The organism is Pseudoalteromonas sp. P1-26 (assembly GCF_001401795.1).
GTDB lineage: Bacteria > Pseudomonadota > Gammaproteobacteria > Enterobacterales > Alteromonadaceae > Pseudoalteromonas.
In genome coordinates, this window is record NZ_LKDX01000011.1 from 1 (window position 1) to 23,067 (window position 23,067).

Genomic DNA, 23,067 nt, shown 5'->3' on the forward strand with positions numbered 1-23,067 from the left:
CCACTAACCACTAACCACTAACCACTAACCACTAACCACTAACCACTAACCACTAACCACTAACCACTAACCACTAACCACTAACCACTTAGATTAATATCTATTCCCCATATTTTTAGCTACAATACGCGCCGTTTAATTATCTGGTAAATACACAGTGGCTACTATCTCAAATAATTCAGTGTTAATGCTTCGTGCTCAGCAAATGACTGAGTCTCGTCGTGAATTTAAAGCGCGAGGAGCAAAGCTAACGCGTTGTGAGCGTTGTTTATTAGCGGAACACTATTGTATTTGTGAAGGCGTTGAGCAAGCTCAGTGTGATGCCGCGGTCTGTTTACTTATGTACCATAATGAGAGTTTTAAGCCGTCAAATACTGGCCGTTTAATTGCTGAAATCGTGCCAGATAACCATGCCTTTAAGTGGGATAGAACAAATCCAGATGAAGCCTTATTAAGCTTGTTGGCAAATCCTCAGTATCAGCCAATGGTTATTTTTCCTGCCAGCGATGTTGACGACGAAGAGCGCGTGATCACCGAAGTAACTCCTATTGAAGGTAAGCGTCCATTGTTTATCTTTTTAGATGGGACTTGGCGCGAAGCAAAGAAAATGATCCGTAAAAGCCCTTATCTAGATAATTTTCCTGTGCTTTCAATTACGCCTGAAAAGCTATCTGATTATCGATTACGTGTTGCCCCGCATGAGCATCAGTTAGGCACCGCAGAGGTGGCTATTATGGTACTTGCCCTTGCAGGTGAAGAAGATGCTACACAAAAGCTTGAGCAACATTTTATTAAGTTTAGAGATGCTTATCTGCTAGGTAAGCGTAATAAGGGACGCCCAGAGCAATAACTCTTTACTAAATTTTAGGCAAAAGAAAAGCGCGTACTATCTCTAGTCGCGCTTGCGGAATCTTCTTAATTTTTTGCATCCTGCAATTGAATCTAATCAACTCCCTAAACTTTGCCAATCCATGCGATTACACTTTACTTATTGGTTCTGTGCAATATAAGGCAATCCCGCCTTGTTTCCTTGTTAGTCCTTTACATCCATGCTGGTAATTACTTTACCACTCCCTTACGTGCCATCCTGACACTATCCCTTTGTTTGCAAATCCATTGCGATGCCCTAACGGCCTGTCCTTTATTCCACTTTTTGAACTTCCTGTATAACAACGTCCTGTTGTCATGCCATTCCACATCATCCTGATGTTGTCCGTAGGTTGTCACTCCATTGCGTTACTCTTCCTGAGCCTGTCCTTGATTCCTTATTCTCCTAATGAACCTTATTCCGCGGTATTATGAGTAATGCTTCCTTATCCATCTACTCATTAAGCTTCTTGCTTAGTTGATGTAAGTAATTATAGAGAAATGGGCGAAGCTGAGTAGGTCAAAATCTTACTTAATCTGCTGGTTATTTTATTGTCATTTAAAAGATGTTGTTGTATTTCAGGTGCTTATATTGTTTTGTGCAGTGTTTGCTGGTGGTTTTTACTCAATAACTGCCATGTGGGTGAGATATGTCTTACATGCAAATTCCTAAATGGCAGTTAGGTTGATTGAAATATAAGTTTAAACGGGTGCACTTTGCCTTAACTCTAGGTAAAATATTTTGATAATTGTTACTATTTAGGTGCTATAAAATGAAGAAAACAGCCTTAGTATTACTTAGCGCATTATTAAGCGCGCCTATATTCGCTGCAGATGTAGTAAATATTTACTCGTTTCGTCAACCATTCTTAATTCAGCCTATTTTGGATGATTTCACTAAGCAAACAGGTATTAAAACTAATGTGGTTTTTGCCAAAAAAGGTTTGATTGAGCGTGTAAAGCGTGAAGGTAAGCACAGTAAGGCTGATTTAGTATTAACCTCAAATTTTAGTGCGCTGATTCAATTAGAAGATTTAGGCTTAACGCAATCAATTAATAGTGATGTGGTTAATGCGAATGTGCCAAGCACTTTTCGTGATGCCGACGGTCAATGGATAGCACTTACTAAACGTGTACGTAATGTTTACTCTGCAAAAGAGCGTGTTGGTGCACTTGCTGAATTAACTTACGAGGATTTAGCCGATCCAAAATACAAAGGTAAGATCTGCACTCGATCTGGTAAACACCCTTACAATTTAGGTTTAGTTGCTTCTATGGTTGCTCACCATGGCGAAGCAAAAACTAAGCAATGGCTTGAGGGCGTAAAAGCCAATTTAGCACGTAAGCCGCAAGGTAATGACAGAGCGCAAGTCAAAGCCGTAAAAGAAGGTTTATGCGATCTGGCGTTAGGCAACAGCTATTATTTTGGCAAAATGATGCAAGATGAGCAGCAAAAATCATGGGCTGAAGCGGTTTATATTAACTTCCCTAACCAAACAAACCGTGGCTCTCATATCAATGTATCGGGCGTTGTTATGACCCGTTATGCTAAAAACCCTGAAAATGCCTTGAAACTGGTTGAGTATATGACCGACAATAAGGCGCAAAATATGTATGCTTCAGTTAATATGGAATACCCTGTAAAGCAAGGGGTTGCATTATCTGAGATGGTTGCATCATGGGGTGAGTTTAAAGAAGATAGCCTTCCTCTTGATGAGATCAGCAAATATCGCCCTGTGGCACTGAAGCTGATTGACGAAGTAAAGTTTGATTTATAACGAGGATATTTCTCGTAACACATTTTTATAAAAGCTGTTTTTTAACAGCTTTTATTTTATCTGGTATTAATCCACTTATGCATGTGAAGTTTTCGCTGTCGCGTTGGCAGCTTATAGCCTGGCTTATTGGCCTGTTGCTTGTTACGCCATTAGGCTTTTTACTATTTGAATCTCTGCAAGGAGATTCAGATGTATTTCAGCACCTTTTCGATACTGTGCTGTGGGATTATACCCGTAATACTCTCATACTCATTGCAGGGGTAGGGCTGCTGAGCTGTGTAATAGCATTGCCGTTAGCTTGGTTAACTGCATATTGTGAGTTTCCTGGGCGTAAGCAATTTGAATGGGCATTAATGCTGCCATTAGCAATGCCAACTTATCTAATCGCCTATGTGTATACTGACTTACTAGATTACGCTGGGCCAGTACAAATCGCCCTTCGAGACTGGTTTGGTTGGCAGTCACCAGACGATTACTGGTTTTTTGATATTCGTACATTATCTGGGGCTATTATTATGATTGCCTTGGTACTCTATCCTTACTTATTCCTTATTTTTAAAACGGCACTCAGAGAGCAGTCTTTTAAACTAGTACAAGCTAGTCAGCTGATGGGTCTATCACCATTACAAAGCTTTTTACGCGTTAGTTTGCCTCTTGGTCGTGGGGCGATTGTGGCAGGGGTTACATTAATCAGTATGGAGGCCATGGCTGATTTTGCTACCGTCAATTACTTTGCTGTAAGTACGCTCACTACCGCTGTATACGATACGTGGCTTGGCTATTACTCATTAACGGCAGCGGCGAAAATTTCAGGTATCATGTTATTGATTTTGTTTTTAACCATTATGGTTGAACGCTTTAGTCGTCGCAATCAAGCTGTGTATGAACGTCAGTCAAGCGTTAACAGTGCAACCTTGTATCGCTTAAAAGGCAGTGCCGCATGGGCTGCAAGCTTGGCTTGCACAGTTGTGCTGGTATTGGCTTTTATCCTACCGGTTGGGGTGTTAGTTAAATACGCCATTGTCTATGCAGATGAAGCATGGAATGGGGCATTTTTTAATTACGCTTGGCAAAGTTTTAAAGTGGCTGTTGTGGTGAGCATTGCAACTATCCTATTGAGCTTATTGGTATTGTTTTATCAGCGCATTGCGAAACAAGCTTACCCTTTGATCCCAGGACGTTTAGCAAGTACTGGCTACGCCTTACCTGGTACTGTGTTAGCTATTGCCGTATTACTACCATTAACTCAGCTGGATGATGCGTTAAACAATTGGCTTGAGCCTTTTGGTTTATCACCAGGATTACTTTTGAGCGGCACTTTATTTGCGATGATTTTTGCTTATGTTGTTCGTTTTTATGCGATTGCGAATGGCGCGCTTGAAAGCAGTTTTTTACGTATTAGCCCATCGCTAGATATGGCCAGTCAATCAATGGGCAAAGGGCCCTTACAAACCCTTTGGCGAGTACATTTACCGCTATTAAAACGCGGCATTCTAACAGCTGGCTTGTTAGTGTTTATTGAATGCATGAAAGAGTTACCTGCGGCTTTATTACTCAGACCTTTTAATTTTGAAACCCTGGCAACTCATGTTTTTCAATATGTTAGTGATGAGCAATTGGAGCTTGCGTCAATTTCAGCCTTGTTTATCGTGTTAGTTGGGTTAATCCCTTTGTATTTCGTTAATCGTTCGATGGAGCAAAATCACTCATGAGTCATTTGATAATTAAAGACTTAGCTTATCAGTACAATGCGACTCAGGTGTTGAGTGAACTAAACCTCAATGTTGAACAAGATGAAATCGTCTGTTTGCTTGGCGCAAGTGGCTGCGGCAAAACTACTACCTTAAAGGCAATTGCCGGGATTTTACAGCCTGAGCAAGGCTATATGAGTATTGATTCAAAAGTGGTTAACGATAGTGGGCTGTTTGTTGCACCGGAAAAACGTAATATTGGCATGATGTTCCAAGACTATGCGTTGTTTCCTCATTTAACGGTAAGCGACAACATTGCGTTTGGCCTAAGCAATATTAGTAAAGCGCAAAAGCGCGAGCGTGTAGATGAAATGCTTAGCCTTGTTAAACTCGATGGTTGTGCACAGCGATATCCGCATCAGCTTTCTGGTGGACAGCAGCAACGAGTGGCAATAGCCCGTGCACTTGCTTACAAACCAAGTTTATTACTACTTGATGAGCCATTTTCGAATATTGATACACAAGTGCGTTTTGAGCTTATTGCCGATATACGTCGCATTATTAAAGATCAGCAGGTTTCTGCGGTATTTGTTACCCACTCGAAGGAAGAAGCTTTCGCGTTTGCCGACACGCTTGCGGTTATGCATGGTGGAAAAATCGCCCAACAAGGCTCTCCTGAGCAGTTATTTAGCCAACCTAACTCAAAGGTGGTTGCAGAGTTTCTTGGTACGGGCATATACTTAACGGCAAAAGTATTAACGCCAACTGAATATGAGACGGCGTTTGGTGTGGTTCACTCTTTGACGGCGAACAATGCAGATTGTCAGCAAGGCCAAGTGTATATAAGGCCGCATCATATTCAGTTGTGTGAAGCTGCGCACAGTGACGCAAACAGTTTAACTATCTTGCACAGGCGCTTTATCGGTACGCGTTATGTTTATCGTATCAATATTGCAGGGCAAGAGTGTGAAGTTGCTGCAGAGCAAGACCGCGTGTTAGCTGTTGAGCAGCCTGTAAAAATAAAAATAATGCCGCACACAGTCAATTTTTTTCATGATTAGTAATAAATAACAATCTTGAATCCTTGGCTTTGTGCAAATAACGAGAAGCTAAGGATTCACTATGGCGCAAGCGCAATCTGGGATTTGTGCTGAAGCAAACTTACATGGTTTGCACCTGTTTTTTAATGTTTACGATGGCCATGATGAGTCATTACGTAAAAAACTAAAACGCGTTAGCGTCATTCAAGATGAGTTTGCTGATCAGTTCTCAGAAGCCATGCTATCGTGTGTGGTTGCCCTTGGCGCTCAGTATTGGCCGCATATTCTGCCCGAGTTTATCCCTAGCCAATTGCAAAGCTTTCCGAATGTGACTCATAGTGAGCATGTGATTAGTGCGCAGCCATTTGACTTGTTTGTGCAAATTCGTTCAGACCGTGAAGATGTAAACCATCTATTTGCTCTGCAAATTCTAAAATTATTAACACCGGATGTTGAGTTGGTGGAGCAGGTCCGTAATTTTCGGTTTTTAGATGGACGTGATTTTAACGGCTTTATTTATGCAGGCGATACTCCTCATGGCCGTCAAAAACGTAGTACAGCACTTATCGATAAACCGGGTCACTTTGAAGACCAAGGCAGTTATATTCATGTTCAGCGCTTTGTGCATGATTTGAGTGTCTGGCAGCATTTATCGTTGTCTGAGCAAGAGCAAATCATGGGGCGCACGCGTCTAGATAATACCTTGATTGTGCCTGCTGTAGAAACCAGTCATGCGGTTCGTAGTGAATTAAAAGATGAGCATGGCCAGCCACTTTTGCTAAACCAAAGCATGCCATTTGGTGATGTGCATAAGCAGGGAATTTTAATGGTTTCGTGTGCTGCGCAAGGGGATGCGTTTGAGCAGGTATTAAAGAGTCGCTTGGGACAGGGCGATTGCTATGATCATTGGCTCGATTTTACTCAAGCCGATATGGGATCTGCGTTTTTCGCCCCGTCAGTAAACTTCTTAAAGCAACTTTAAACGGTATCGAATAAAGTGCGTACGCGATCAAGCGTTACATCGATTTCAGAAATTTTCGCAGGGGCGATAAAAATAGTGTCGTCGCCTGCAATGGTACCTAGTACGCCATCTGCTTTACCGAGTGAATCAAGTAAACGAGCAATTAATTGTGCTGCGCCTGGACTGGTGCGAATAATAATCATCATTTCGTTATGCATAATATCAATAACAAGTTGACGCAGTGGGCTTTTCGCTGTTGGCACACCCATTTCAGCCGGTAAACAATAGACCATTTCTTGTTTTGCATTACGAGTACGTACTGCACCGAACTTGCTTAACATGCGAGAGACTTTACTTTGACTAATATTATCAAAGCCTTGCTCTTTTAATGCTTCGACAATCTCACCTTGTGAGCCGAAGTTTTCTTCTTTTAATAGCGCCTTAAACGCTTTGATCAGTGCTTCTTGTTTGTCTTGTGGTTGCATGTTGCCGTTTCTTTATTCATAAAATGTAGGGTAATTCTACACAACTCTGCATATTTATGCAGTATTAGTTTACAAAGTCGTCCAAAATGCTGTGTCTTTACAGCTAAGTTTACAACTATGGTCGAAATTATACGCGAAATAAGCAGGATAAATTTGTTTTTAGTCGCTAATTTCATTATCTTTAGGGCCACAAATATTTCCTACCTCAAATTACGGAGAATTCCAATGAAAGTTGCTGTTTTAGGCGCAGCTGGCGGTATCGGCCAAGCATTGTCTTTATTATTAAAAACAAGTTTACCTGCAGGTTCTGAATTATCGTTATACGATGTTGCCCCTGTTGTTCCTGGTGTAGCGGTTGATCTTTCTCACATCCCAACAGACGTTAAAGTTGAAGGCTTTGGTGCTGACAGCCTAGACGCAGCATTAGCTGGTTGTGATATCGTTCTTATCCCTGCGGGTATGCCACGTAAGCCAGGCATGGACCGTGCGGACCTTTTCAACGTAAACGCAGGTATCATCAAAACATTAGCTGAAGGCATCGTTAAAAACTGTCCTAAAGCGTTAGTAGGTATCATCACTAACCCAGTAAACGGCACTGTGCCAATCGTTGCTGAAGTATTCAAAAAAGCGGGTACTTACGATGCTAACCGTGTATTCGGTATCACAACGCTTGACGTGATCCGTTCAGAAGCATTTGTTGCTGAACTTAAAGGTTTAAGCGCAACTGACGTTAAAGTTCCAGTGATCGGCGGTCACTCAGGTACTACAATCCTTCCTCTTCTTTCTCAAGTTGAAGGTGTTACTTTCACTGACGAAGAAGTTGCAGCATTAACTCCACGTATCCAAAACGCAGGTACTGAAGTTGTTAACGCTAAAGCGGGTGGCGGCTCAGCAACTCTTTCTATGGGTGCTGCAGCAGCACGCTTCTGTATGTCTTTAGTTAAAGGCTTACAAGGTGAAGAAGTAGTTGATTACGCATACGTTGCAGTTGAAAACGGTGACGCAGCATACTTCGCACACCCAGTTCGTCTAGGTAAGAACGGCGTTGAAGAAATCCTTTCTTACGGTGAGTTAAGTGCATTCGAAGAGCAAGCTAAAAACGACATGCTAGCTACACTTAACAAAGACATCCAGGAAGGTGTTGATTTCATCAACGGTTAATTCCGACAGATGATAGGCGATTTTTTAAATCGCCGAAAACAAAAAAGCCTGCAAATGCAGGCTTTTTTAATGGCTCGAATAAATAGCGTTTAGTGATCGCGGGCAACGGCGATACGGGCCAAACTCTCTAAGGCTTGTTTGTACGGTGTGTCTGGTAAGAACGCAATACAAGCAATTGCTTTGTCAGCTTCTTGCTCAGCTTTTTGCATTGCAAACTCAAGGGCCTTAGTGTCAGCTAATGCCGCTAGAATGCTCTCTAAGTGGTCCATACCATTACCAAGCTCAATTGCTTCGCGTACTAGCTTAACTTGCTCTGGTGTGCCTTTTTGCATTGCGTAGATAAGCGGTAGGGTAGGTTTACCTTCAGCTAAATCATCGCCAATGTTTTTACCAAGTTGCTCGGCATCAGCATTGTAATCTAGAACATCATCCACTAATTGGAATGCAGTGCCAAGATGCATACCGTATAAGTTTAATGCTTCAAGGGTTTGTTCGTCTTGCTCGGTAATAATTGCAGCAAGGCCGGTTGCAGCTTCGAACAATTTTGCCGTTTTGCTGTAAATAACCTGCATATAGCTTTGTTCTGTGGTGTCAGGGTCATTACAATTCATTAGCTGTAATACTTCACCTTCAGCGATGACATTGGTTGCATCAGCTAAAATTTGCATGATTGGCATTTTACCTAGGCCAACCATAAGCTGAAATGAACGTGTATAGATAAAGTCACCCACCAAAACGCTCGCTGCATTACCAAACTCTGCGTTGGCTGTAGGCGTACCACGGCGCAAATGTGACTCGTCGACAACGTCGTCATGCAATAAGGTTGCGGTATGAATAAATTCGATGATAGTGGCAAGCGTAATATGGTCTTTGCCCTCATAACCAAGTGCTTTTGCCGCTAAAATGGCCAACATAGGACGAACGCGTTTACCGCCACTGTTTACTATGTATAAACCGAGTTGGTTAACCAATGCGACATCTGAGCGCATTTGGGCATGTATAAGTTGATTGACGTCATCCATTTCATTTTCGATTAACGTCTGGATAGCTTTTATATCCATTGATCTCCGAGCCAATATTTATGGGTATACGGGGCTGATTGTACAACAAAAAAAGCGCTTGCTCGATATTTTGTGATGATTCAGTAAAAAAACACTGTAAAGTTTTTTATTTGAGATCAATTTAGCCAAGATAAATTTATAGTCTTGATTAATAAGTGATCAGCTTTTTGAATTTTCAAGGTGCGTATTATTAGCGTAATTTAATTGTCATGAGATCGTAAAAACCGCTTGGCATGTGGTGTTTTTAGGATAGAATAGGGGAAAATATTGAATTGCTCTCAATGCAGCTATTTTTTATTCATTTTATCGAAAAAGAGGCTTGCTAGTTTTTGCACATTAGCGTAAACTTCGCGCCCTATTGAAGAATATTTTAGTTGCGTCGATTTGAGGGCGCACAGACGGAGTTAATTATGTACGCGGTTTTCCAAAGTGGTGGTAAACAGCACCGTGTGACTGAAGGTCAAACAATTCGTCTTGAGAAATTAGACGTTGAAACTGGTGCAGCAGTTGAATTTGATTCAGTACTTTTAGTTGCTGATGGTGAGAAAATCGAGATCGGTGTACCGTTCGTAAACGGTGGTAAAGTAACAGCTGAGGTTGTTTCACACGGTCGCGGTGAGAAAGTTAAGATTGTTAAATTTAGACGTCGTAAGCATTCTCGTAAGCAAATGGGCCATCGTCAATGGTTCACTGAAGTTAAAATCACTGGCATTAGCGCTTAATTAGAGGTACTGAGAAATGGCACATAAAAAAGCAGCTGGTAGTACTCGTAACGGTCGCGATTCAGAAAGCAAACGCCTAGGTGTTAAGCGTTTTGGTGGCGAATCAGTTCTAGCGGGTAGCATCATTGTTCGTCAACGTGGTACTCGTTTCCACGCTGGCGCAAACGTAGGTATCGGTAAAGACCACACTATCTTCGCAAAAGCAGATGGTAAAGTTCAATTCGAACAGAAAGGTCCTTTAAACCGTAAATACGTAAATATCGTAGCTGAGTAATCATCTCGATATTTGAAAAACCCCGCCTTTGCGGGGTTTTTTGTTTTAAGGCTCATAAATATATACCTAAGCGCCTTGGCATTGGGTGCTGAATAAGGCACTTAGGTATATAATAGAGTTATTAACAAGCCAATCTTAAAGTGAGTAATCATGAAGTTTGTAGATGAAGTAGAAATTCGTTGTGACGCGGGTGATGGCGGCAGCGGTGTCGTATCTTTCCGACGTGAAAAATATGTACCAGATGGCGGTCCTGATGGCGGCGACGGCGGCGATGGCGGCAGCGTTTATCTACAAGCCGATGAAAACTTAAATACGTTAATTGATTACCAATTTGAGCGTTTTCATAAAGCAGAGCGCGGCACAAATGGCCAAAGCCGTAACATGACTGGTAAAAAAGGCGCTGATTTAACGCTTAAGGTGCCTGTTGGTACACGTATCATTGATGTTGATACTGAAGAGTCATTAGGTGATTTAACCCAGCATGGTCAAAAGGTTGTTGTTGCAAAAGGTGGTTTCCATGGCTTGGGGAACGCACGTTTTAAATCAAGTACAAACCGTGCGCCACGTCAAAAAACACTAGGTACACCTGGTGAAGTTCGCAGCTTACGCTTAGAGCTAATGCTACTTGCTGATGTTGGCTTACTTGGTTTACCAAATGCTGGTAAATCAACGTTTATCCGCAGTGTTTCGGCAGCTAAACCAAAAGTGGCAGATTACCCGTTTACGACGCTTATTCCTAATCTTGGTGTAGTACGCCCAGATGCGAATAAGTCATTTGTAATTGCTGATATTCCAGGTCTAATCGAAGGGGCTTCAGATGGTGCAGGCCTTGGTATTCGCTTCTTAAAGCACTTAGAGCGTTGTCGTGTATTACTGCATATCATTGATGTTATGCCTGTTGATGGCACAAATCCGGTTGATAATGCCTTTGCGATTATTAATGAGCTACACCAATATAGTCCTAAGCTTGCTGAAAAGCCGCGCTGGTTAGTATTTAACAAAATTGACCTATTACCAGAAGATGAAGCTGAAGCGCTGTGTAATGAAATTGCCGAAGAGCTAGGTGAAGAGGTTAATGTTTACCGTATCTCTGCTGCAAATAAGCAAAATACTCAAGCACTATGTCATGACATTATGGCGCTACTTGATAGTATGCCGAAAGAGAAATTCGCTGAAGAAGAGAAAGAAGAAGTTGAATTTAAGTGGGATACTTATCATCAGAAAGCAACATCTCAAGACGATGATGATTGGGATGACGACTGGGATGATGATGACTACGATGTAGAAGTTATCTACCAACGATAAAATTTTAAAACTGAAAAGGAGCCATGCGCTCCTTTTTTATTAATAAGAAAAAAGTATTAAGGTTTAGTGTGAAAATTTCAATGATTGCTGCTATGGCAAATAACCGAGTAATTGGCCAAGACAACCAAATGCCATGGCATTTACCCGCCGATCTGCAACACTTTAAAAAAGTAACCATGGCAAAGCCTGTGATCATGGGCCGTAAAACATTTGAATCAATAGGTCGGCCTTTACCAGGTCGTCAAAATATTATTATCACGCGTAATGCTGATTACACAGCTGAAGGTATTGAGGTGGTTACTTCACCAGAGGCTGCGCTGGAATTGGTTGCTGATGTTGAAGAAGTAATGATTATAGGTGGCGGAAATATATACGAACAATTTCTATCTCAAGCAGATCGTCTATACTTAACATTCATCGACCTTGAAGTGGCCGGTGATACGCAGTTTCCAGATTACGAAAGTGTTGCTAATTGGACAGTTGCCGAGCAAGAAAAGCATCAGCCTGATAACAAAAACCCTTACTCGTATACTTTTGTAACCCTGTACAAAAACTCGTAACATTATTGCGGTAAAATTAATTAGTTGGTACAATATTACACAATCTTGGTAAGAAGAAAGTATTACATAAGGGCAAAATATGATGAAGTTACCAAATATGTTACTTGCAGCGGCTGTTGTTTCAGCGTCAGTTGCGTATACAGCACCAGCAAAAGCTGATGATCAATTAGCGGTTTCTATCTGTGAGTACATCGCAGCTGATGATAAAAACCGTTTACGTAGTAAGCTTAAAAGCTCACGTGTGAAAATTCGTAACATCTTTGATGCTGTAAAATGTAACGGCAACAATATGCTTCGTCATGCAATTGAAAGCGGCGCTGCAGATGCTGGTGAATACATCGTTAAGAACTTATCTAAAAGCTCTTTAGCAGACGGTGCAGACATCGCATGGGCAGAATCAAACGGCCACGGTGGTTCTCCACTAATCGCTGTTATTAAAGACCGCGCAGGCCTTTAATTGAAACGCCAATAGAATTTAAGAAACCGCACTCGTTGCGGTTTTTTTGTGCCTGAATAACACACTTATAAAGTGAATACATACAAAAAACCGTGTTTGTTTTCACAAACACGGCTTCTATCTTTGTTAACTCGTAACTCGTAACTCGTAACTCGTAACTCGTAACTCGTAACTCGTAACTCGTAACTCGTAACTCGTTTACAGCTTCTTAAACTTTAAACGCGTCTACCGATAAACGTAGTTCTTCGGCTAACTTAGCAACTTCTGAACTTGAAATATTGGTTTGGTTTGCGCCCTCAGCTGTTTGCTCTGCAATTGCCACAATTGACTCTAAGCGTTCGCTAATTTCTTGCGATACTTGTTGCTGTTCGTGAGCGGCTGTCGAGATCTCTTCACTTACATTATGCGCTTGTGCAACGGCTGCTGTGATTGAGTCAAGGGCTGTGTTGGCAAGGTCTGATTGCTCAACACAAGACTCAGCCTGTTGCTTACCTTTCGACATTGCCGATACAGCAGCCTCTGCACCAACCTGAAGCGATTCAATCATAGCTTGGATCTCTTGCGTCGATTCTTGAGTCTTACTCGCTAGAGAGCGTACTTCGTCAGCTACAACAGCGAAGCCTCGACCTTGTTCGCCAGCACGTGCAGCTTCAATTGCAGCATTCAGTGCAAGTAGGTTAGTTTGCTCTGCAATGCCACGAATAACATCTAAGATGCCACCAATTGATGCGCTATCTTTGTGTAGCTTATTGATAACTTGTGAAGCATCATCAACTTCACGGGCAAGTTGTTCAATAGTCGCTTTGTTTTGCGAAGAAATACCTTTAACACGGTCAGCTTCTTTATCTGCGTTCTTGATTTCGCTAAGTGCTTGTTGAGCACTGCTGCTTACCGCTTGTGATGTGCTGCTCATTTCCGTGGTTGCTGTAGCAGCTTGTTCTACTTGCGCTTGTTGATTACGAATAGCTTGGCTTGATTCTTCAGTGATTGCTGAAGTTTCTTCAGATGCAGCTGCAAGCTGTGTAGAGCGAGAGATAATGCCTTGAATAAGCGTACGTAAACTTTCGATTAGCGTATTACAACTACGTGATAGCTCACCAAACTCGTCTTTAGCAGAGTCGTCTAGGCGTTGAGTCATATCACCGCTAGCAACAATATCAAGAATACGGTTTACTTCAGAAAGTGGTTTAGTAATACGGCTAACAGTAATTGCTGCAACAGCAATTGCAATTAAAGTGGCGATAACCATGGCAATCCAAGTCCAGATGGTTGCTGTAGATACGTTACCACTTACATCTTGCTGTAAGTCAAAAGCAAGTACAGTTGCTTGGTCAACAAGCTCTTTAAGTTGTTTTAGGGCTTCAGTTGTTGATTTCTCTGCATTTGCAAGTTCAGCTTGAGTTTGTGCAATTGCATCAATTAAACGCTTTTTATTTGCTGATAGGCTGTTGTTGCCACGTACGTTATTTACAAGGTTTTCAACATAACTGTTTAGGTCATTATATAAATCAGCATTACTTTCAATGATAGCTGGGCGAATAAGGCCAAGGCTGCGCTCAACTTCTTCTAAGTAATAAACTTGTTCGTTTTTCACGATATCTAACGTGTTAAGAGTTTTAACCGTTAGCATATCGGTACTGTTAGTCACTACCGACTGGAAGTTGTTTTCCATGTTGTTAGCAGCTTGGTAGGCACGTGAATGGTTCTCTTCAAGACCATCAATATCAATGATATCAAGCACAACAGAGTTAGCATCTTCTGCGCTGATCTCAATATCTTCAAGCTGGGTGCGCAGCGTATTGTTAAGTTCAAGTTGAGTTTGTTTATCCTTAAAAAGGTTATCGACAGACTTGGCAAAGCGCTTATAAGTTTGCTCAACTTCTTGACTGCTTTGTTTTAATTTAGGGTCGTTACTCACTATTTGTTGTAGGTCTTGATAAGAGCTATCGTAACGCTTTTTCTGCTCGGTAAAGTTCTTGCGAATAGTTGCTAATTCATCTTGTGATGTAGTGTAAAAACTAGCTTGCGCTGATTTACTCATCAGGATGAATTCAACCTGCAACTCATAACTTTTGTCGAGGGCCGGTAATGACAGCTGATTAACTCGCTGTGTCGATTGATCAATGTTGGTAATTCTGATCAACGAGTTACCACCAATAAATAGCAGGAGTAACGTAATAACAATAAAGCCACCCCAAATACGCTGTCTAACGGTCAAGTTCATATGTAATTCCAGAAAATAGTACTAATCAACACTTATCGGCAAGGTTGCCAATTAGTTAAGTATTTAAATTTAATTAGCTTTAAATTAAATTAACTTTAATTGTTATAAATCTAACAGATGTTCAGCTATTTTTCAGTTTATTTAGATAAAAGAGTGGGATTTTTCGACAAAACAGTCTTTTTGACTGAGTTCCATGAGGGTCATCGCGCCTCCCCATACACAGCCAGTGTCGAGGGCATGAATATTTTCGGCTTTAACTTTACCTTCTAAAGCAGCCCAATGACCAAATGTGATCTGTTGCTTGAGCTTACTTATACTCGGATGCTCAAACCAAGGGATTATTGAGCTATCTTCACTAATGCTGGTTTTATTGCTGAAATCGAGTTCACCGAGCAAATTAACGAAGCGCATGCGCGTGAAGTAATTAACGATATAACGAAATTTAGCCTCGTTAGGTAGCGTTGATTGCCATTCTAATGGGTGGGGGTCATACATATTGGCAAAGTAATGATGGGCATCATTACCTTGGTAGCAACTTTCGGCAAAGCGAGCGCGTTTTAATGCTTTTTTTATTGACCAATTTGGGTTTAAGCCAGCATGGCTTATCAGCATGTCATAGCGTTCAAGCCAAATCGCTAATGGTTGTTGTTGCAAAAAGTGAATATATTCAGGGAGCTTTGGGCTGTCAAAAACATCTGCAAGCTTATCTTTTGGATTTGCTGGTTTATTTAGATAATGACAAGCAATTAGGTGTAAATCATGATTACCAAGAGTAATAGTTACACTGCCTTGCATAGTATGAAGGCGCTCGAGGCAAGCGAGTGAATCAGGGCCTCGAGCAACAATATCGCCAACTAAGTAAAGGTGATCTTGACTTGGGTTGAAGTTGACACGTTTTAGTAACGCATCAAATTCACTGTAACAACCTTGTAAGTCACCAATTGCGAAGTCAGCCATTATTACCTAGTGCAAAATGTTTGGGCGGGCTAAACGAAACACCTCGATTGGCGCTTCAAACTCAGTCCCAAATTCGTTACGCATGGTGTAATGGCCTTGCATCGTCCCAACAGGAGTATCAAGCACTGCACCACTGGTGTATTTGTAGCTTTCACCTGGGGCAATGGTAGGTGTTTCACCCACAACCCCTTCACCTTGTACTTCCACTTCTTTGCCGTTGGCATCGGTAATTAACCAGTAACGACTCAATAGCTTAGCACTGCATAAACTGTGGTTTTTAATGGTGATTGAGTAAGCAAAAACGTATTTATCTTGTTCAGGCTCTGATTGACCTTCTACATAGAAGGTTTCAACCGACACCTTAATTGGAGAACCTAAATTACTGCTTGTTGTCATAAATCCAATTAGCTATATCAATAAATTGTTGTAAAGACAGGCTTTCAGCACGCAGAGTGATATCAATGCCTATGCTTGTTAGTTCTTCAGCTGTCAGTAAGTTAGATAAACTATTACGTAAAGTCTTACGGCGTTGATTAAAGGCTTCTAAACATACCGTGTTTAGTAACTTAGTGCTTTTAGCTGAACGTTGCTCAGGCTTTTTAGGGATCAAGCGAATAACTGCTGAATCTACTTTAGGTGCAGGCTTAAAGCACTCTGGCGGCACATCAATCACTGGCATTGCGTGACAGTAATATTGTGTCATCACGCTTAAGCGACCAAAGGCTTTACTGCCCGGGCCTGCGACCATACGTTTGACCACTTCTTTTTGCAGCATAAAATGCATGTGCTCTACGTTATCCGCGAACTCAAATAAATGGAAGAGCAGTGGGGTCGAAACGTTGTATGGTAAGTTACCAAAAATCTTTAACTTTTCGTCAGACTTGATCAAAGAGCTAAAATCGAATTTCATTGCATCGCCTTGATGCACTGTTAACTTTGGCCCTAAGAATGGGTGGCTCGTTAAACGTTCAGCTAAGTCTTTATCTAGCTCAACAACCGTTAGGTGGCCACTTAAATCAGCGACTGGCTCAGTGATTGCACCAAGACCCGGGCCGATTTCTACTAAATTGTCTTCAGGTTTAGGATCGATAGCCGTGACGATTTTGTCGATGATCATGTCATCGTTTAAAAAGTTTTGACCAAAACGCTTACGAGCGCGGTGTCCTAAATGTACTTTATCTGTCATTGATTCTGTGCTTTTTCATGGGCGAGCTTAATTGCTTCGCGGATCGCTAATTCAAAACTACCTACATCAGCAGTACCTGTGCCGGCTAAATCGAGAGCCGTACCGTGATCTACAGAGGTGCGAATAAATGGCAGGCCAAGGGTGATGTTGACCGAATTGCCGAAACCTTTGTATTTTAGCACAGGTAATCCCTGATCGTGATACATTGCAAGCACGGCATCTGCTTGCGAGAGGTATTTATCTTGGAACAAGGTGTCAGCAGGCAAAGGTCCAATTAAGTTCATGCCTTGATTATTTAACAGCTCTAAAGTTGGCGCTATGGTATCAATTTCTTCAGTGCCTAAATGACCATCTTCGCCAGCATGTGGATTTAGACCACAGACGAGGATACGCGGTTTTTCAATACCAAACTTAGTTTGTAAGTCATGGTTTAAAATAGTGGCAACTTTACTTAAACGTTCAACGGTGATTGCGCGCGATACATAAGCAAGCGGTATATGCGTCGTAACAAGCGCTACACGTAAGCCTTCTGTAGCTAACAACATCACTACATCGGCAGTATTCGATTGCTGCGCAAAGTACTCAGTGTGACCGCTGAATGAGATACCTGCTTTGTTGATAATCCCTTTATGCACAGGACCTGTTACAACAGCGGCAAAGGTACCATCCATATTTTTTTCACTGGCAATGCGCAGTGTATCCAGCACGTATTGACCATTGGCGTCATTAAGTACGCCCACTTCAACGTCAGAGCCTAAATCTACTTGATGTAAGTAAACGCTGCCTGCAGGGGCAATGCTTGGGGCTTGGCTGTCATCGAAGTCAATTAAATTAATATCTAAACCAAGCAATTTAGCGCGCTGTTTTAACAGCGCGCCATCAGCAATCACCACCAGTTGGGCATCCCACTGGTGCTGGGCTAACTTGATAAGTAAATCAGGGCCAATACCGGCTGGCTCACCTGGGGTAATTGCAATTCTAATGGTCATAATTTTTATTCTGTTGGGAAAATATCAACGTGCGCTTGTTCACGCATTTCTTGCTGCCAGTTGAAACTTTCTTCTTTAAATTTACGATTAAACAGTAGTTGGTGAGCGCGGTTACGCTTAGCTTGCTCTGTTTTATCAGCTACACGCTTATCAAGTAGCTGTACAATGTGCCAACCAAACTGTGTTCTGAATGGCTCACTGATTTCATTTTTATCTAGAGAAAGCAGGGTATTTTTAAATTCTGGTACATAGGTGCTTGGATCAGTCCAATCGTACTCACCCCCTTTTAATGCAGAACCCGGGTCTTCAGAGTATTCTTTAGCAAGTTCACCAAAGTCAGCTTTACCTTCACGTAGCTCTTTAGCAAAACCTTTTAGCATGTCACGCGCTTTTTCTTCGCTTAAGATGATAGAAGGCTTAATTAAGATGTGACGTGAACGAACCTCAGTTGTTTCAACAACTTGGCGACCACGAACATCTTGCACTTTAATGATGTGGAAACCAGCACCTGAACGAAGCGGGCCAACGATATCGTCTTTTTTATGGCCTTTTACCGCTTCTGCAAATAGTGATGGCATTTCGTTGATGCTCATCCAACCTAGCTGACCACCTTCAAGGGCTTTTGAACCGCTAGAAGATGAAATAGCGATACGCTTGAACTCTTTTCCTTCTTTTAAAAACTCGATAACTTTATCTGCACGCGTTTTAGCACTGGTGATTTCATCAGCTGTTGCATCACTTGGGATATCAATCAAGATATGACCAATATCATACTCTTCGGCATTCTTGCCTTGAGTTTCCATGATTTTAAGAAGGTTATCGATTTCTTGTGGGCTAATATAAATACGACGGTCAACGTTCGCACGCATTACTTGTTGCGTGGTGATTTCTTTACGAATTTCTTCACGGTATGCTGGGTAGCTCTCGCCTGATGCCTCGATAGTGCGACGTAAATCAGCGATTGTACCGCCTTGCTCACGAGCCATATTTTCAAGAGTTTGGTCTAACTGAGAGTCAGAGATTTCTAAACCCATGCGCTCAGCAAGTTGCATCATCAGAGTTTGGTTTACTAAACGCTCGATTGCTTGAATGCGAAGCGTATCATCAGAAGGTAATTGCTGACCTTGCTCTTGCGCTTGAGTTTTTACGCGATTGATAATGGTGTCTACTTCACTTTGTAAAATAACACCTTGGTTAACTACACCAACGACTTTGTCAATTTCGACAGGTTTTGCGAAAACGCTTTGGCAAAGGCCAACTGTTAATAATGCAGATGCAAATAATTTTTTTAAATTCATACTTTTTCTAATACTCTTGCTAATAGTACTGCGGTACTAGTTATTAAGAAAATACGGTCTACGATAGCCAAAAATACCTTGTTGTAATAATTTTTGTGCATCATAACGGCTTTTACTTCCAAGCCCTTTTAATACGATATTGAAGCCAATACTGGTATCAAAGGTTGCTTGCTCTTGACCAATCGCCTGGTTTAAATCAGTTTCGATTTGACGACGGCCTGTGATTTGAAACGCCCAACAGCACGATTCATACTGAAGACCGCTGAAAACCTCAATGCTACGACCACTTTCTAAATCGCGGTGATAGCTGCCAACAAACTGCCAATCTTGCGATAGCGGAATGCTGGTAAATAGACCAACTTGCTCGATTGTATTGCCTGAGACATCATTTGCATAGCGATGGTTCAATTGCACGAGCTGTTTATCGTCACCTTTATAATCTAAGGTGATATTTGATTGAATAATTTCTTTACCATCAGTGTCGTATTGAATACCACCTGATAGATACCAGCGACGGTGCCAATGTAACATGGTTTGCGCTGCGAACAAGGCATTGTAGTTAGTATCAACATTAATACCTTGTGATGTAGGCTTGGCATCATCACTTAAATAGAAGATTTGGCCTGCGCTGAAATTAAATACTTCTTCGTTTTCATTGCTAAATAAGCGAGTAGTCGCACCTAACGTAAATTGGTTCGCAGTAGCAATACGGTCGATACTTGAGAAACGACGATCTCTAAATAAACCAAAAAAGTCATCTTGTAATTTTGCCGTATCGTAAAGGCCAATATTGGATTGGTCTTTATTTGGCGTATACAAGTACTGAATTTGTGGCTCAAGAGTTTGAATACCATCTTTGAAGAAAAACGCAGTATCACGTTCAAAATTTAATTGGCTGTATAAACGCACTTTTGGCAGGGTACGGGTGACTTTTTCGTCGTAGTCTGTCCCTGCTAAATCACCATGCTGGTTATATTCAGTATGTAATACGCTGAACTCAGATAAAAATGACCATGCGTATTCTTGATAACCAAAGCTTGCTTTAGGTTCTATGTGAACACGGCTTGCTTCATCAATAACTGCGTCATCATTCGTGAAATAACTAAGCTCACCATCAAGGGTCAAATCAACGCCATAAAAATCATACGCATCAGTTTGCGAAAAACTAATTTGTGGCAGTGCCGCATACGATTCGCGGTGATCACCAAGTACTTCAAAACTCTGTAGCTTAATATTGGTGCGCCAAGTGTCACCTAAGTGGGTGAGTGAACCTGTACGGTATAACTGAGTGTCTGTGCGAGTCGCATAGCCAGAATTTAAATCGGTTAAGTAGTTATCATCACTAACGTTAGTAATATCGATATTACCGCGCCAGTTTTCACCAAAGTAACTTTGCTGTTGCCAATGGAATAGATAACGCGAGTCAACATTTGGCTCTTCATCATCTTTATCTAGGTACTCAACGGCAATGAGGCCGTTGTTTTGCTCAGTTAAATAACGAAACTCACCAATCATTTGCAAGCCGCGCTTCGACATATAGCGCGGCGTAATGGTGGCATCGTAATTTGGAGCAATATTCCAGTAATACGGAGTGATGGTTTCAATACCGTAGCGGCCTGAACTTGAGAAGTTAGGTGTTAATAAACCTGATTTACGGCGGTCATCTAACGGAAACGTAAAATAAGGAACATAAAGAACTGGCGTATCAAATACCCGTAATACGGTATTGTGAGTTTCGCCCCAGCCATCTTCACTTGATAAGTCAATTTCGTCAGCTTCAATTGCCCACACCGGTGTTTCGCCCGGGCAGGTAGTAAAGCTTGCGTTCATCAGGTTTAGGCCAGACTCGTTGACTGTTAGTTTTTCTGCGCCACCATGACCAAGTTGGTCGGTGAGCTTATAATCAGCACCAAGCAAGCTTAATTCAGAATTATTTAAATCCGCATTGAGCCCAGAACTATTAATTTGGCTTACTTTATCGCGATAAACGATAGGGCCGGTTGCATTAAGTAACCCACGTTGTTTGTCAATCAGTGCACTTTGTGCGGACAAATTCATCGTTAGGGTGTTAATATCTACATTACCGGTAAATTCTGCGCTTTGGGTACCCAATAGTTCAATATCATCGGATTTGATATCGATCATATTAAGTTCAAGGCCAGGGAGCGGTTGCCAAGCTCTGGTTTGCATTGAAGTGCCACAAAAATTGTGTGTCAGTTCAGTTTCGGCGAACGATGGTGCGCTAAGTACGCTTAGCATCATTATGCCCCAGGTTTTGCTCATTTAATGACCTTAATGCTCTTTGGTTGGATATAAGCTAGACATAATAAAGGAAAACAATGGCAAATACAGTAATTGACTTAGTGAAAAATAGATATCTTACTAAATGAATCGTTATAAAAGTTTACAGCAGTTTTTGAATCCTCATTTTAAAGAGGATGAATATCAATTAGCCGCCATCACAGGGGATGCGAGTTTTCGCCGTTATTTCCGCGTAAATACAAGTGATCAGAGCTATATTGTCATGGACTCAGATCCAGATAAATTAGATAACACGCCTTATATAGAACTCAATAAAGTGTTTTCTCAGCATGGCTTTAAATTACCAAAAATTCTTCAAGCAGATGAAAAGCAAGGCTTCTTCTTGCTGAGTGATTTAGGCAATACTCATTTGGCTGATTTACTGGGCGACGAAGACCGCACTTTACACTACAAACATCTAATAAAGTTAAGTGCACAATGGGCGCAAATCCCGCCAGCCCAATACATGAAAGTATTTGATGGCGAGTTTTTACAATTTGAACTGAGCATTTTTAGAGATTGGTTAGTCGATAGCTTTATTGGTGAGCAACTTTCTGCTGATGAGCAGCAAATGTGGCAACAGGCTTGTGAGTTATTAGTTAACAATGCCCTTGAACAACCAATTGTTACAGTGCACCGAGACTTCCATAGCCGCAATATTATGCGCACGGGGCAGCAATGGGCAATTATCGATTATCAAGATGCGGTACAAGGGCCAGTGTGTTATGACCTTGTGTCGTTATTAAGGGATTGCTATTTCAAGTTACCAGAGCAAGAGCTAGATTACCTTTTACATTACGCTTATGACGAATTCAGCGAGCAACAGCTATTGCAAGACACCTCATTTGCGATGTTTAAGCGCTGGTTTGACTTAACCGGCGTGCAGCGTCATTTAAAAGCTGCAGGTATATTTTGCCGCTTAAAATTACGTGACGGTAAGTCTGGTTATTTGAATAATGTGCTGCCAACCCTTACATACATTAGTAATGTCAGTAAAGAATACCCAGAGTTAACAGCCCTTGGCCAGTGGATAGAGCAGACTATTATTCCACAGACTAAGCAGCGATTAACGAAAGAGTCCAAATGAAAGCAATGATCCTAGCGGCGGGCCGTGGTAAACGCATGATGCCGCTAACAGAAACGATGCCAAAGCCGATGCTAAAGGTTAACGGCAAGCCATTATTAGAGCATCATATTAATAACTTACGCCAAGCAGGCATTACCGATATTGTCATTAACCTTGCCTGGCAAGGTGACAAAATAACAGAGTATTTCGGTAATGGTTCGCAGTTTGGTGTATCGATCACTTACAGCCAAGAGCAGGCTGGGGGGCTTGAAACCGCCGGGGGCATCATTCAAGCATTGCCGTTATTGGGTGAGCAATTTATTGTCATCAATGGTGATGTGTTTACTGATTATGATGTGACTTCGTTGATGCAGCTTCATCTGCAAGCAGGGGAGGCGCATATTGTCCTTGTTGAAAATCCTGCGCATAACCCTGATGGTGATTTTGCACTGAGTCACCTAAGCCCAGATAGTCAAAAGTATACTTTTTCCGGTATAAGTCGCTATCATGCTGATTTCTTTAAAGGTCTAAGCGTAGGTATTCGTCCACTTGGGCCCATTTTGCGAGAAAAGCTCAGTGAACATCAAGTTTCGACTGAGCTTTATTTGGGGCAATGGGATGACATTGGCACACCTGCCAGACTCGACGAAATCAATCAACGTTTCGCTTTGTAATAACAACAGA

22 protein-coding genes are annotated in these 23,067 nt (G+C 41.7%); 13 read left to right on the forward strand and 9 right to left on the reverse strand.

Features of this window, described 5'->3' with window-relative positions; translation table 11 throughout:
* The first annotated feature begins 187 nt into the window (after positions 1 to 187).
* The 5 genes from AN394_RS07685 (at position 188) to AN394_RS07705 (ending at position 6,358) form a co-directional block, all read left to right on the forward strand.
* Positions 188 to 850: a tRNA-uridine aminocarboxypropyltransferase gene (locus AN394_RS07685; protein WP_055021207.1), complete on the forward strand. Its 663-nt coding sequence runs from the start codon at positions 188 to 190 to the stop codon at positions 848 to 850.
* A gap of 790 nt (positions 851 to 1,640) precedes the next feature.
* Positions 1,641 to 2,645, forward strand: coding sequence for a Fe(3+) ABC transporter substrate-binding protein (locus AN394_RS07690; protein ID WP_055021163.1), 1,005 nt, complete (start codon positions 1,641 to 1,643; stop codon positions 2,643 to 2,645).
* A 77-nt stretch (positions 2,646 to 2,722) separates the two neighbouring features.
* Positions 2,723 to 4,357 carry an iron ABC transporter permease gene (locus AN394_RS07695; protein WP_055021164.1) on the forward strand — a complete coding sequence of 545 codons (1,635 nt, stop codon included), beginning with the start codon at positions 2,723 to 2,725 and terminating at the stop codon, positions 4,355 to 4,357.
* Positions 4,354 to 5,397: an ABC transporter ATP-binding protein gene (locus AN394_RS07700; RefSeq protein ID WP_055021165.1), complete on the forward strand. Its 1,044-nt coding sequence runs from the start codon at positions 4,354 to 4,356 to the stop codon at positions 5,395 to 5,397. The genes AN394_RS07695 and AN394_RS07700 overlap by 4 nt, the downstream gene beginning before the upstream one ends.
* Before the next feature lie 61 nt (positions 5,398 to 5,458).
* Complete coding sequence (locus tag AN394_RS07705) at positions 5,459 to 6,358, forward strand: Dyp-type peroxidase (RefSeq protein ID WP_054562779.1); 900 nt, start codon at positions 5,459 to 5,461, stop codon at positions 6,356 to 6,358.
* On the opposite strand, the gene argR is transcribed toward AN394_RS07705, so the two are convergent.
* Positions 6,355 to 6,822, reverse strand: coding sequence for a transcriptional regulator ArgR (gene argR / locus AN394_RS07710; protein ID WP_054551012.1), 468 nt, complete (start codon positions 6,820 to 6,822; stop codon positions 6,355 to 6,357). The genes AN394_RS07705 and argR overlap by 4 nt on opposite strands.
* A 225-nt stretch (positions 6,823 to 7,047) precedes the next feature.
* Here argR and mdh point away from each other — a divergent pair, with 225 nt between their 5' ends.
* Complete coding sequence (gene mdh, locus AN394_RS07715; protein WP_054562778.1) at positions 7,048 to 7,983, forward strand: malate dehydrogenase; 936 nt, start codon at positions 7,048 to 7,050, stop codon at positions 7,981 to 7,983.
* An 89-nt stretch (positions 7,984 to 8,072) separates the two neighbouring features.
* Here the strand turns inward: mdh and ispB are convergent, their stop codons facing one another.
* The gene (gene ispB, locus AN394_RS07720) at positions 8,073 to 9,044 is read right to left on the reverse strand and encodes an octaprenyl diphosphate synthase (RefSeq protein ID WP_054562777.1); all 972 of its coding nucleotides are present in this window, start codon (positions 9,042 to 9,044) and stop codon (positions 8,073 to 8,075) included.
* 410 nt (positions 9,045 to 9,454) lie between these two features.
* On the opposite strand from ispB, the gene rplU reads away from it, so the two are divergent.
* The 5 genes from rplU (at position 9,455) to AN394_RS07745 (ending at position 12,362) form a co-directional block, all read left to right on the forward strand.
* Entirely contained in the window at positions 9,455 to 9,766 is a 312-nt protein-coding gene (rplU, locus tag AN394_RS07725; RefSeq protein WP_036965957.1) for a 50S ribosomal protein L21, read from the forward strand.
* A gap of 16 nt (positions 9,767 to 9,782) precedes the next feature.
* On the forward strand, positions 9,783 to 10,040 hold the full coding sequence (rpmA, locus tag AN394_RS07730) for a 50S ribosomal protein L27 (protein ID WP_054551015.1): 258 nt from the start codon (positions 9,783 to 9,785) through the stop codon (positions 10,038 to 10,040).
* A gap of 150 nt (positions 10,041 to 10,190) precedes the next feature.
* Positions 10,191 to 11,345, forward strand: a complete 1,155-nt coding sequence (gene cgtA, locus AN394_RS07735) for an Obg family GTPase CgtA (protein WP_054562776.1) — start codon at positions 10,191 to 10,193, stop codon at positions 11,343 to 11,345.
* Positions 11,346 to 11,425: 80 nt separating this feature from the next.
* Positions 11,426 to 11,905: a type 3 dihydrofolate reductase gene (folA, locus tag AN394_RS07740; RefSeq protein ID WP_082401652.1), complete on the forward strand. Its 480-nt coding sequence runs from the start codon at positions 11,426 to 11,428 to the stop codon at positions 11,903 to 11,905.
* A 79-nt stretch (positions 11,906 to 11,984) separates the two neighbouring features.
* Positions 11,985 to 12,362 (forward strand): DUF3718 domain-containing protein, encoded by a 378-nt coding sequence (locus tag AN394_RS07745; protein ID WP_054562775.1) that lies wholly within the window; start codon positions 11,985 to 11,987, stop codon positions 12,360 to 12,362.
* Positions 12,363 to 12,570: 208 nt separating this feature from the next.
* Here the strand turns inward: AN394_RS07745 and AN394_RS07750 are convergent, their stop codons facing one another.
* The 7 genes from AN394_RS07750 to lptD form a co-directional block, all read right to left on the reverse strand.
* Positions 12,571 to 14,586, reverse strand: coding sequence for a methyl-accepting chemotaxis protein (locus AN394_RS07750; protein WP_054562774.1), 2,016 nt, complete (start codon positions 14,584 to 14,586; stop codon positions 12,571 to 12,573).
* Between the two features lie 141 nt (positions 14,587 to 14,727).
* Positions 14,728 to 15,543 carry a symmetrical bis(5'-nucleosyl)-tetraphosphatase gene (locus tag AN394_RS07755; protein ID WP_055021166.1) on the reverse strand — a complete coding sequence of 272 codons (816 nt, stop codon included), beginning with the start codon at positions 15,541 to 15,543 and terminating at the stop codon, positions 14,728 to 14,730.
* A gap of 6 nt (positions 15,544 to 15,549) precedes the next feature.
* Positions 15,550 to 15,939: a Co2+/Mg2+ efflux protein ApaG gene (gene apaG / locus AN394_RS07760; RefSeq protein ID WP_054550996.1), complete on the reverse strand. Its 390-nt coding sequence runs from the start codon at positions 15,937 to 15,939 to the stop codon at positions 15,550 to 15,552.
* Positions 15,923 to 16,729, reverse strand: a complete 807-nt coding sequence (gene rsmA / locus AN394_RS07765) for a 16S rRNA (adenine(1518)-N(6)/adenine(1519)-N(6))-dimethyltransferase RsmA (RefSeq protein WP_054550997.1) — start codon at positions 16,727 to 16,729, stop codon at positions 15,923 to 15,925. The genes apaG and rsmA overlap by 17 nt, the downstream gene beginning before the upstream one ends.
* A complete protein-coding gene (gene pdxA / locus AN394_RS07770; protein ID WP_054562772.1) occupies positions 16,726 to 17,718 on the reverse strand; it encodes a 4-hydroxythreonine-4-phosphate dehydrogenase PdxA in 993 nt (330 codons plus the stop codon). The genes rsmA and pdxA overlap by 4 nt, the downstream gene beginning before the upstream one ends.
* Before the next feature lie 5 nt (positions 17,719 to 17,723).
* On the reverse strand, positions 17,724 to 19,016 hold the full coding sequence (gene surA, locus AN394_RS07775) for a peptidylprolyl isomerase SurA (protein ID WP_055021167.1): 1,293 nt from the start codon (positions 19,014 to 19,016) through the stop codon (positions 17,724 to 17,726).
* A 36-nt stretch (positions 19,017 to 19,052) separates the two neighbouring features.
* Complete coding sequence (gene lptD / locus AN394_RS07780; RefSeq protein ID WP_054562770.1) at positions 19,053 to 21,299, reverse strand: LPS assembly protein LptD; 2,247 nt, start codon at positions 21,297 to 21,299, stop codon at positions 19,053 to 19,055.
* 103 nt (positions 21,300 to 21,402) lie between these two features.
* Between lptD and AN394_RS07785 the strand changes: the two genes are divergently transcribed.
* Positions 21,403 to 22,404 (forward strand): aminoglycoside phosphotransferase family protein, encoded by a 1,002-nt coding sequence (locus AN394_RS07785; protein WP_055021168.1) that lies wholly within the window; start codon positions 21,403 to 21,405, stop codon positions 22,402 to 22,404.
* Positions 22,401 to 23,057, forward strand: coding sequence for an N-acetylmuramate alpha-1-phosphate uridylyltransferase MurU (murU, locus tag AN394_RS07790; RefSeq protein ID WP_055021169.1), 657 nt, complete (start codon positions 22,401 to 22,403; stop codon positions 23,055 to 23,057). The genes AN394_RS07785 and murU overlap by 4 nt, the downstream gene beginning before the upstream one ends.
* Positions 23,058 to 23,067 lie beyond the last annotated feature (10 nt).

Bases quoted from the DNA above. Each gene is read 5' to 3' on its own strand.
- surA (WP_055021167.1), bottom strand. From the start codon at position 19,016: ATGAATTTAAAAAAATTATTTGCATCTGCATTATTAACAGTTGGCCTT.
- rpmA (WP_054551015.1), top strand. From the start codon at position 9,783: ATGGCACATAAAAAAGCAGCTGGTAGTACTCGTAACGGTCGCGATTCA.
- rplU (WP_036965957.1), top strand. From the start codon at position 9,455: ATGTACGCGGTTTTCCAAAGTGGTGGTAAACAGCACCGTGTGACTGAA.
- AN394_RS07755 (WP_055021166.1), bottom strand. From the start codon at position 15,543: ATGGCTGACTTCGCAATTGGTGACTTACAAGGTTGTTACAGTGAATTT.
- AN394_RS07745 (WP_054562775.1), top strand. From the start codon at position 11,985: ATGATGAAGTTACCAAATATGTTACTTGCAGCGGCTGTTGTTTCAGCG.
- lptD (WP_054562770.1), bottom strand. From the start codon at position 21,299: ATGAGCAAAACCTGGGGCATAATGATGCTAAGCGTACTTAGCGCACCA.
- apaG (WP_054550996.1), bottom strand. From the start codon at position 15,939: ATGACAACAAGCAGTAATTTAGGTTCTCCAATTAAGGTGTCGGTTGAA.
- AN394_RS07785 (WP_055021168.1), top strand. From the start codon at position 21,403: ATGAATCGTTATAAAAGTTTACAGCAGTTTTTGAATCCTCATTTTAAA.
- ispB (WP_054562777.1), bottom strand. From the start codon at position 9,044: ATGGATATAAAAGCTATCCAGACGTTAATCGAAAATGAAATGGATGAC.
- folA (WP_082401652.1), top strand. From the start codon at position 11,426: ATGATTGCTGCTATGGCAAATAACCGAGTAATTGGCCAAGACAACCAA.
- AN394_RS07750 (WP_054562774.1), bottom strand. From the start codon at position 14,586: ATGAACTTGACCGTTAGACAGCGTATTTGGGGTGGCTTTATTGTTATT.
- mdh (WP_054562778.1), top strand. From the start codon at position 7,048: ATGAAAGTTGCTGTTTTAGGCGCAGCTGGCGGTATCGGCCAAGCATTG.
- argR (WP_054551012.1), bottom strand. From the start codon at position 6,822: ATGCAACCACAAGACAAACAAGAAGCACTGATCAAAGCGTTTAAGGCG.
- cgtA (WP_054562776.1), top strand. From the start codon at position 10,191: ATGAAGTTTGTAGATGAAGTAGAAATTCGTTGTGACGCGGGTGATGGC.
- AN394_RS07705 (WP_054562779.1), top strand. From the start codon at position 5,459: ATGGCGCAAGCGCAATCTGGGATTTGTGCTGAAGCAAACTTACATGGT.
- AN394_RS07695 (WP_055021164.1), top strand. From the start codon at position 2,723: ATGCATGTGAAGTTTTCGCTGTCGCGTTGGCAGCTTATAGCCTGGCTT.
- AN394_RS07690 (WP_055021163.1), top strand. From the start codon at position 1,641: ATGAAGAAAACAGCCTTAGTATTACTTAGCGCATTATTAAGCGCGCCT.
- pdxA (WP_054562772.1), bottom strand. From the start codon at position 17,718: ATGACCATTAGAATTGCAATTACCCCAGGTGAGCCAGCCGGTATTGGC.
- AN394_RS07700 (WP_055021165.1), top strand. From the start codon at position 4,354: ATGAGTCATTTGATAATTAAAGACTTAGCTTATCAGTACAATGCGACT.
- AN394_RS07685 (WP_055021207.1), top strand. From the start codon at position 188: ATGCTTCGTGCTCAGCAAATGACTGAGTCTCGTCGTGAATTTAAAGCG.
- murU (WP_055021169.1), top strand. From the start codon at position 22,401: ATGAAAGCAATGATCCTAGCGGCGGGCCGTGGTAAACGCATGATGCCG.
- rsmA (WP_054550997.1), bottom strand. From the start codon at position 16,729: ATGACAGATAAAGTACATTTAGGACACCGCGCTCGTAAGCGTTTTGGT.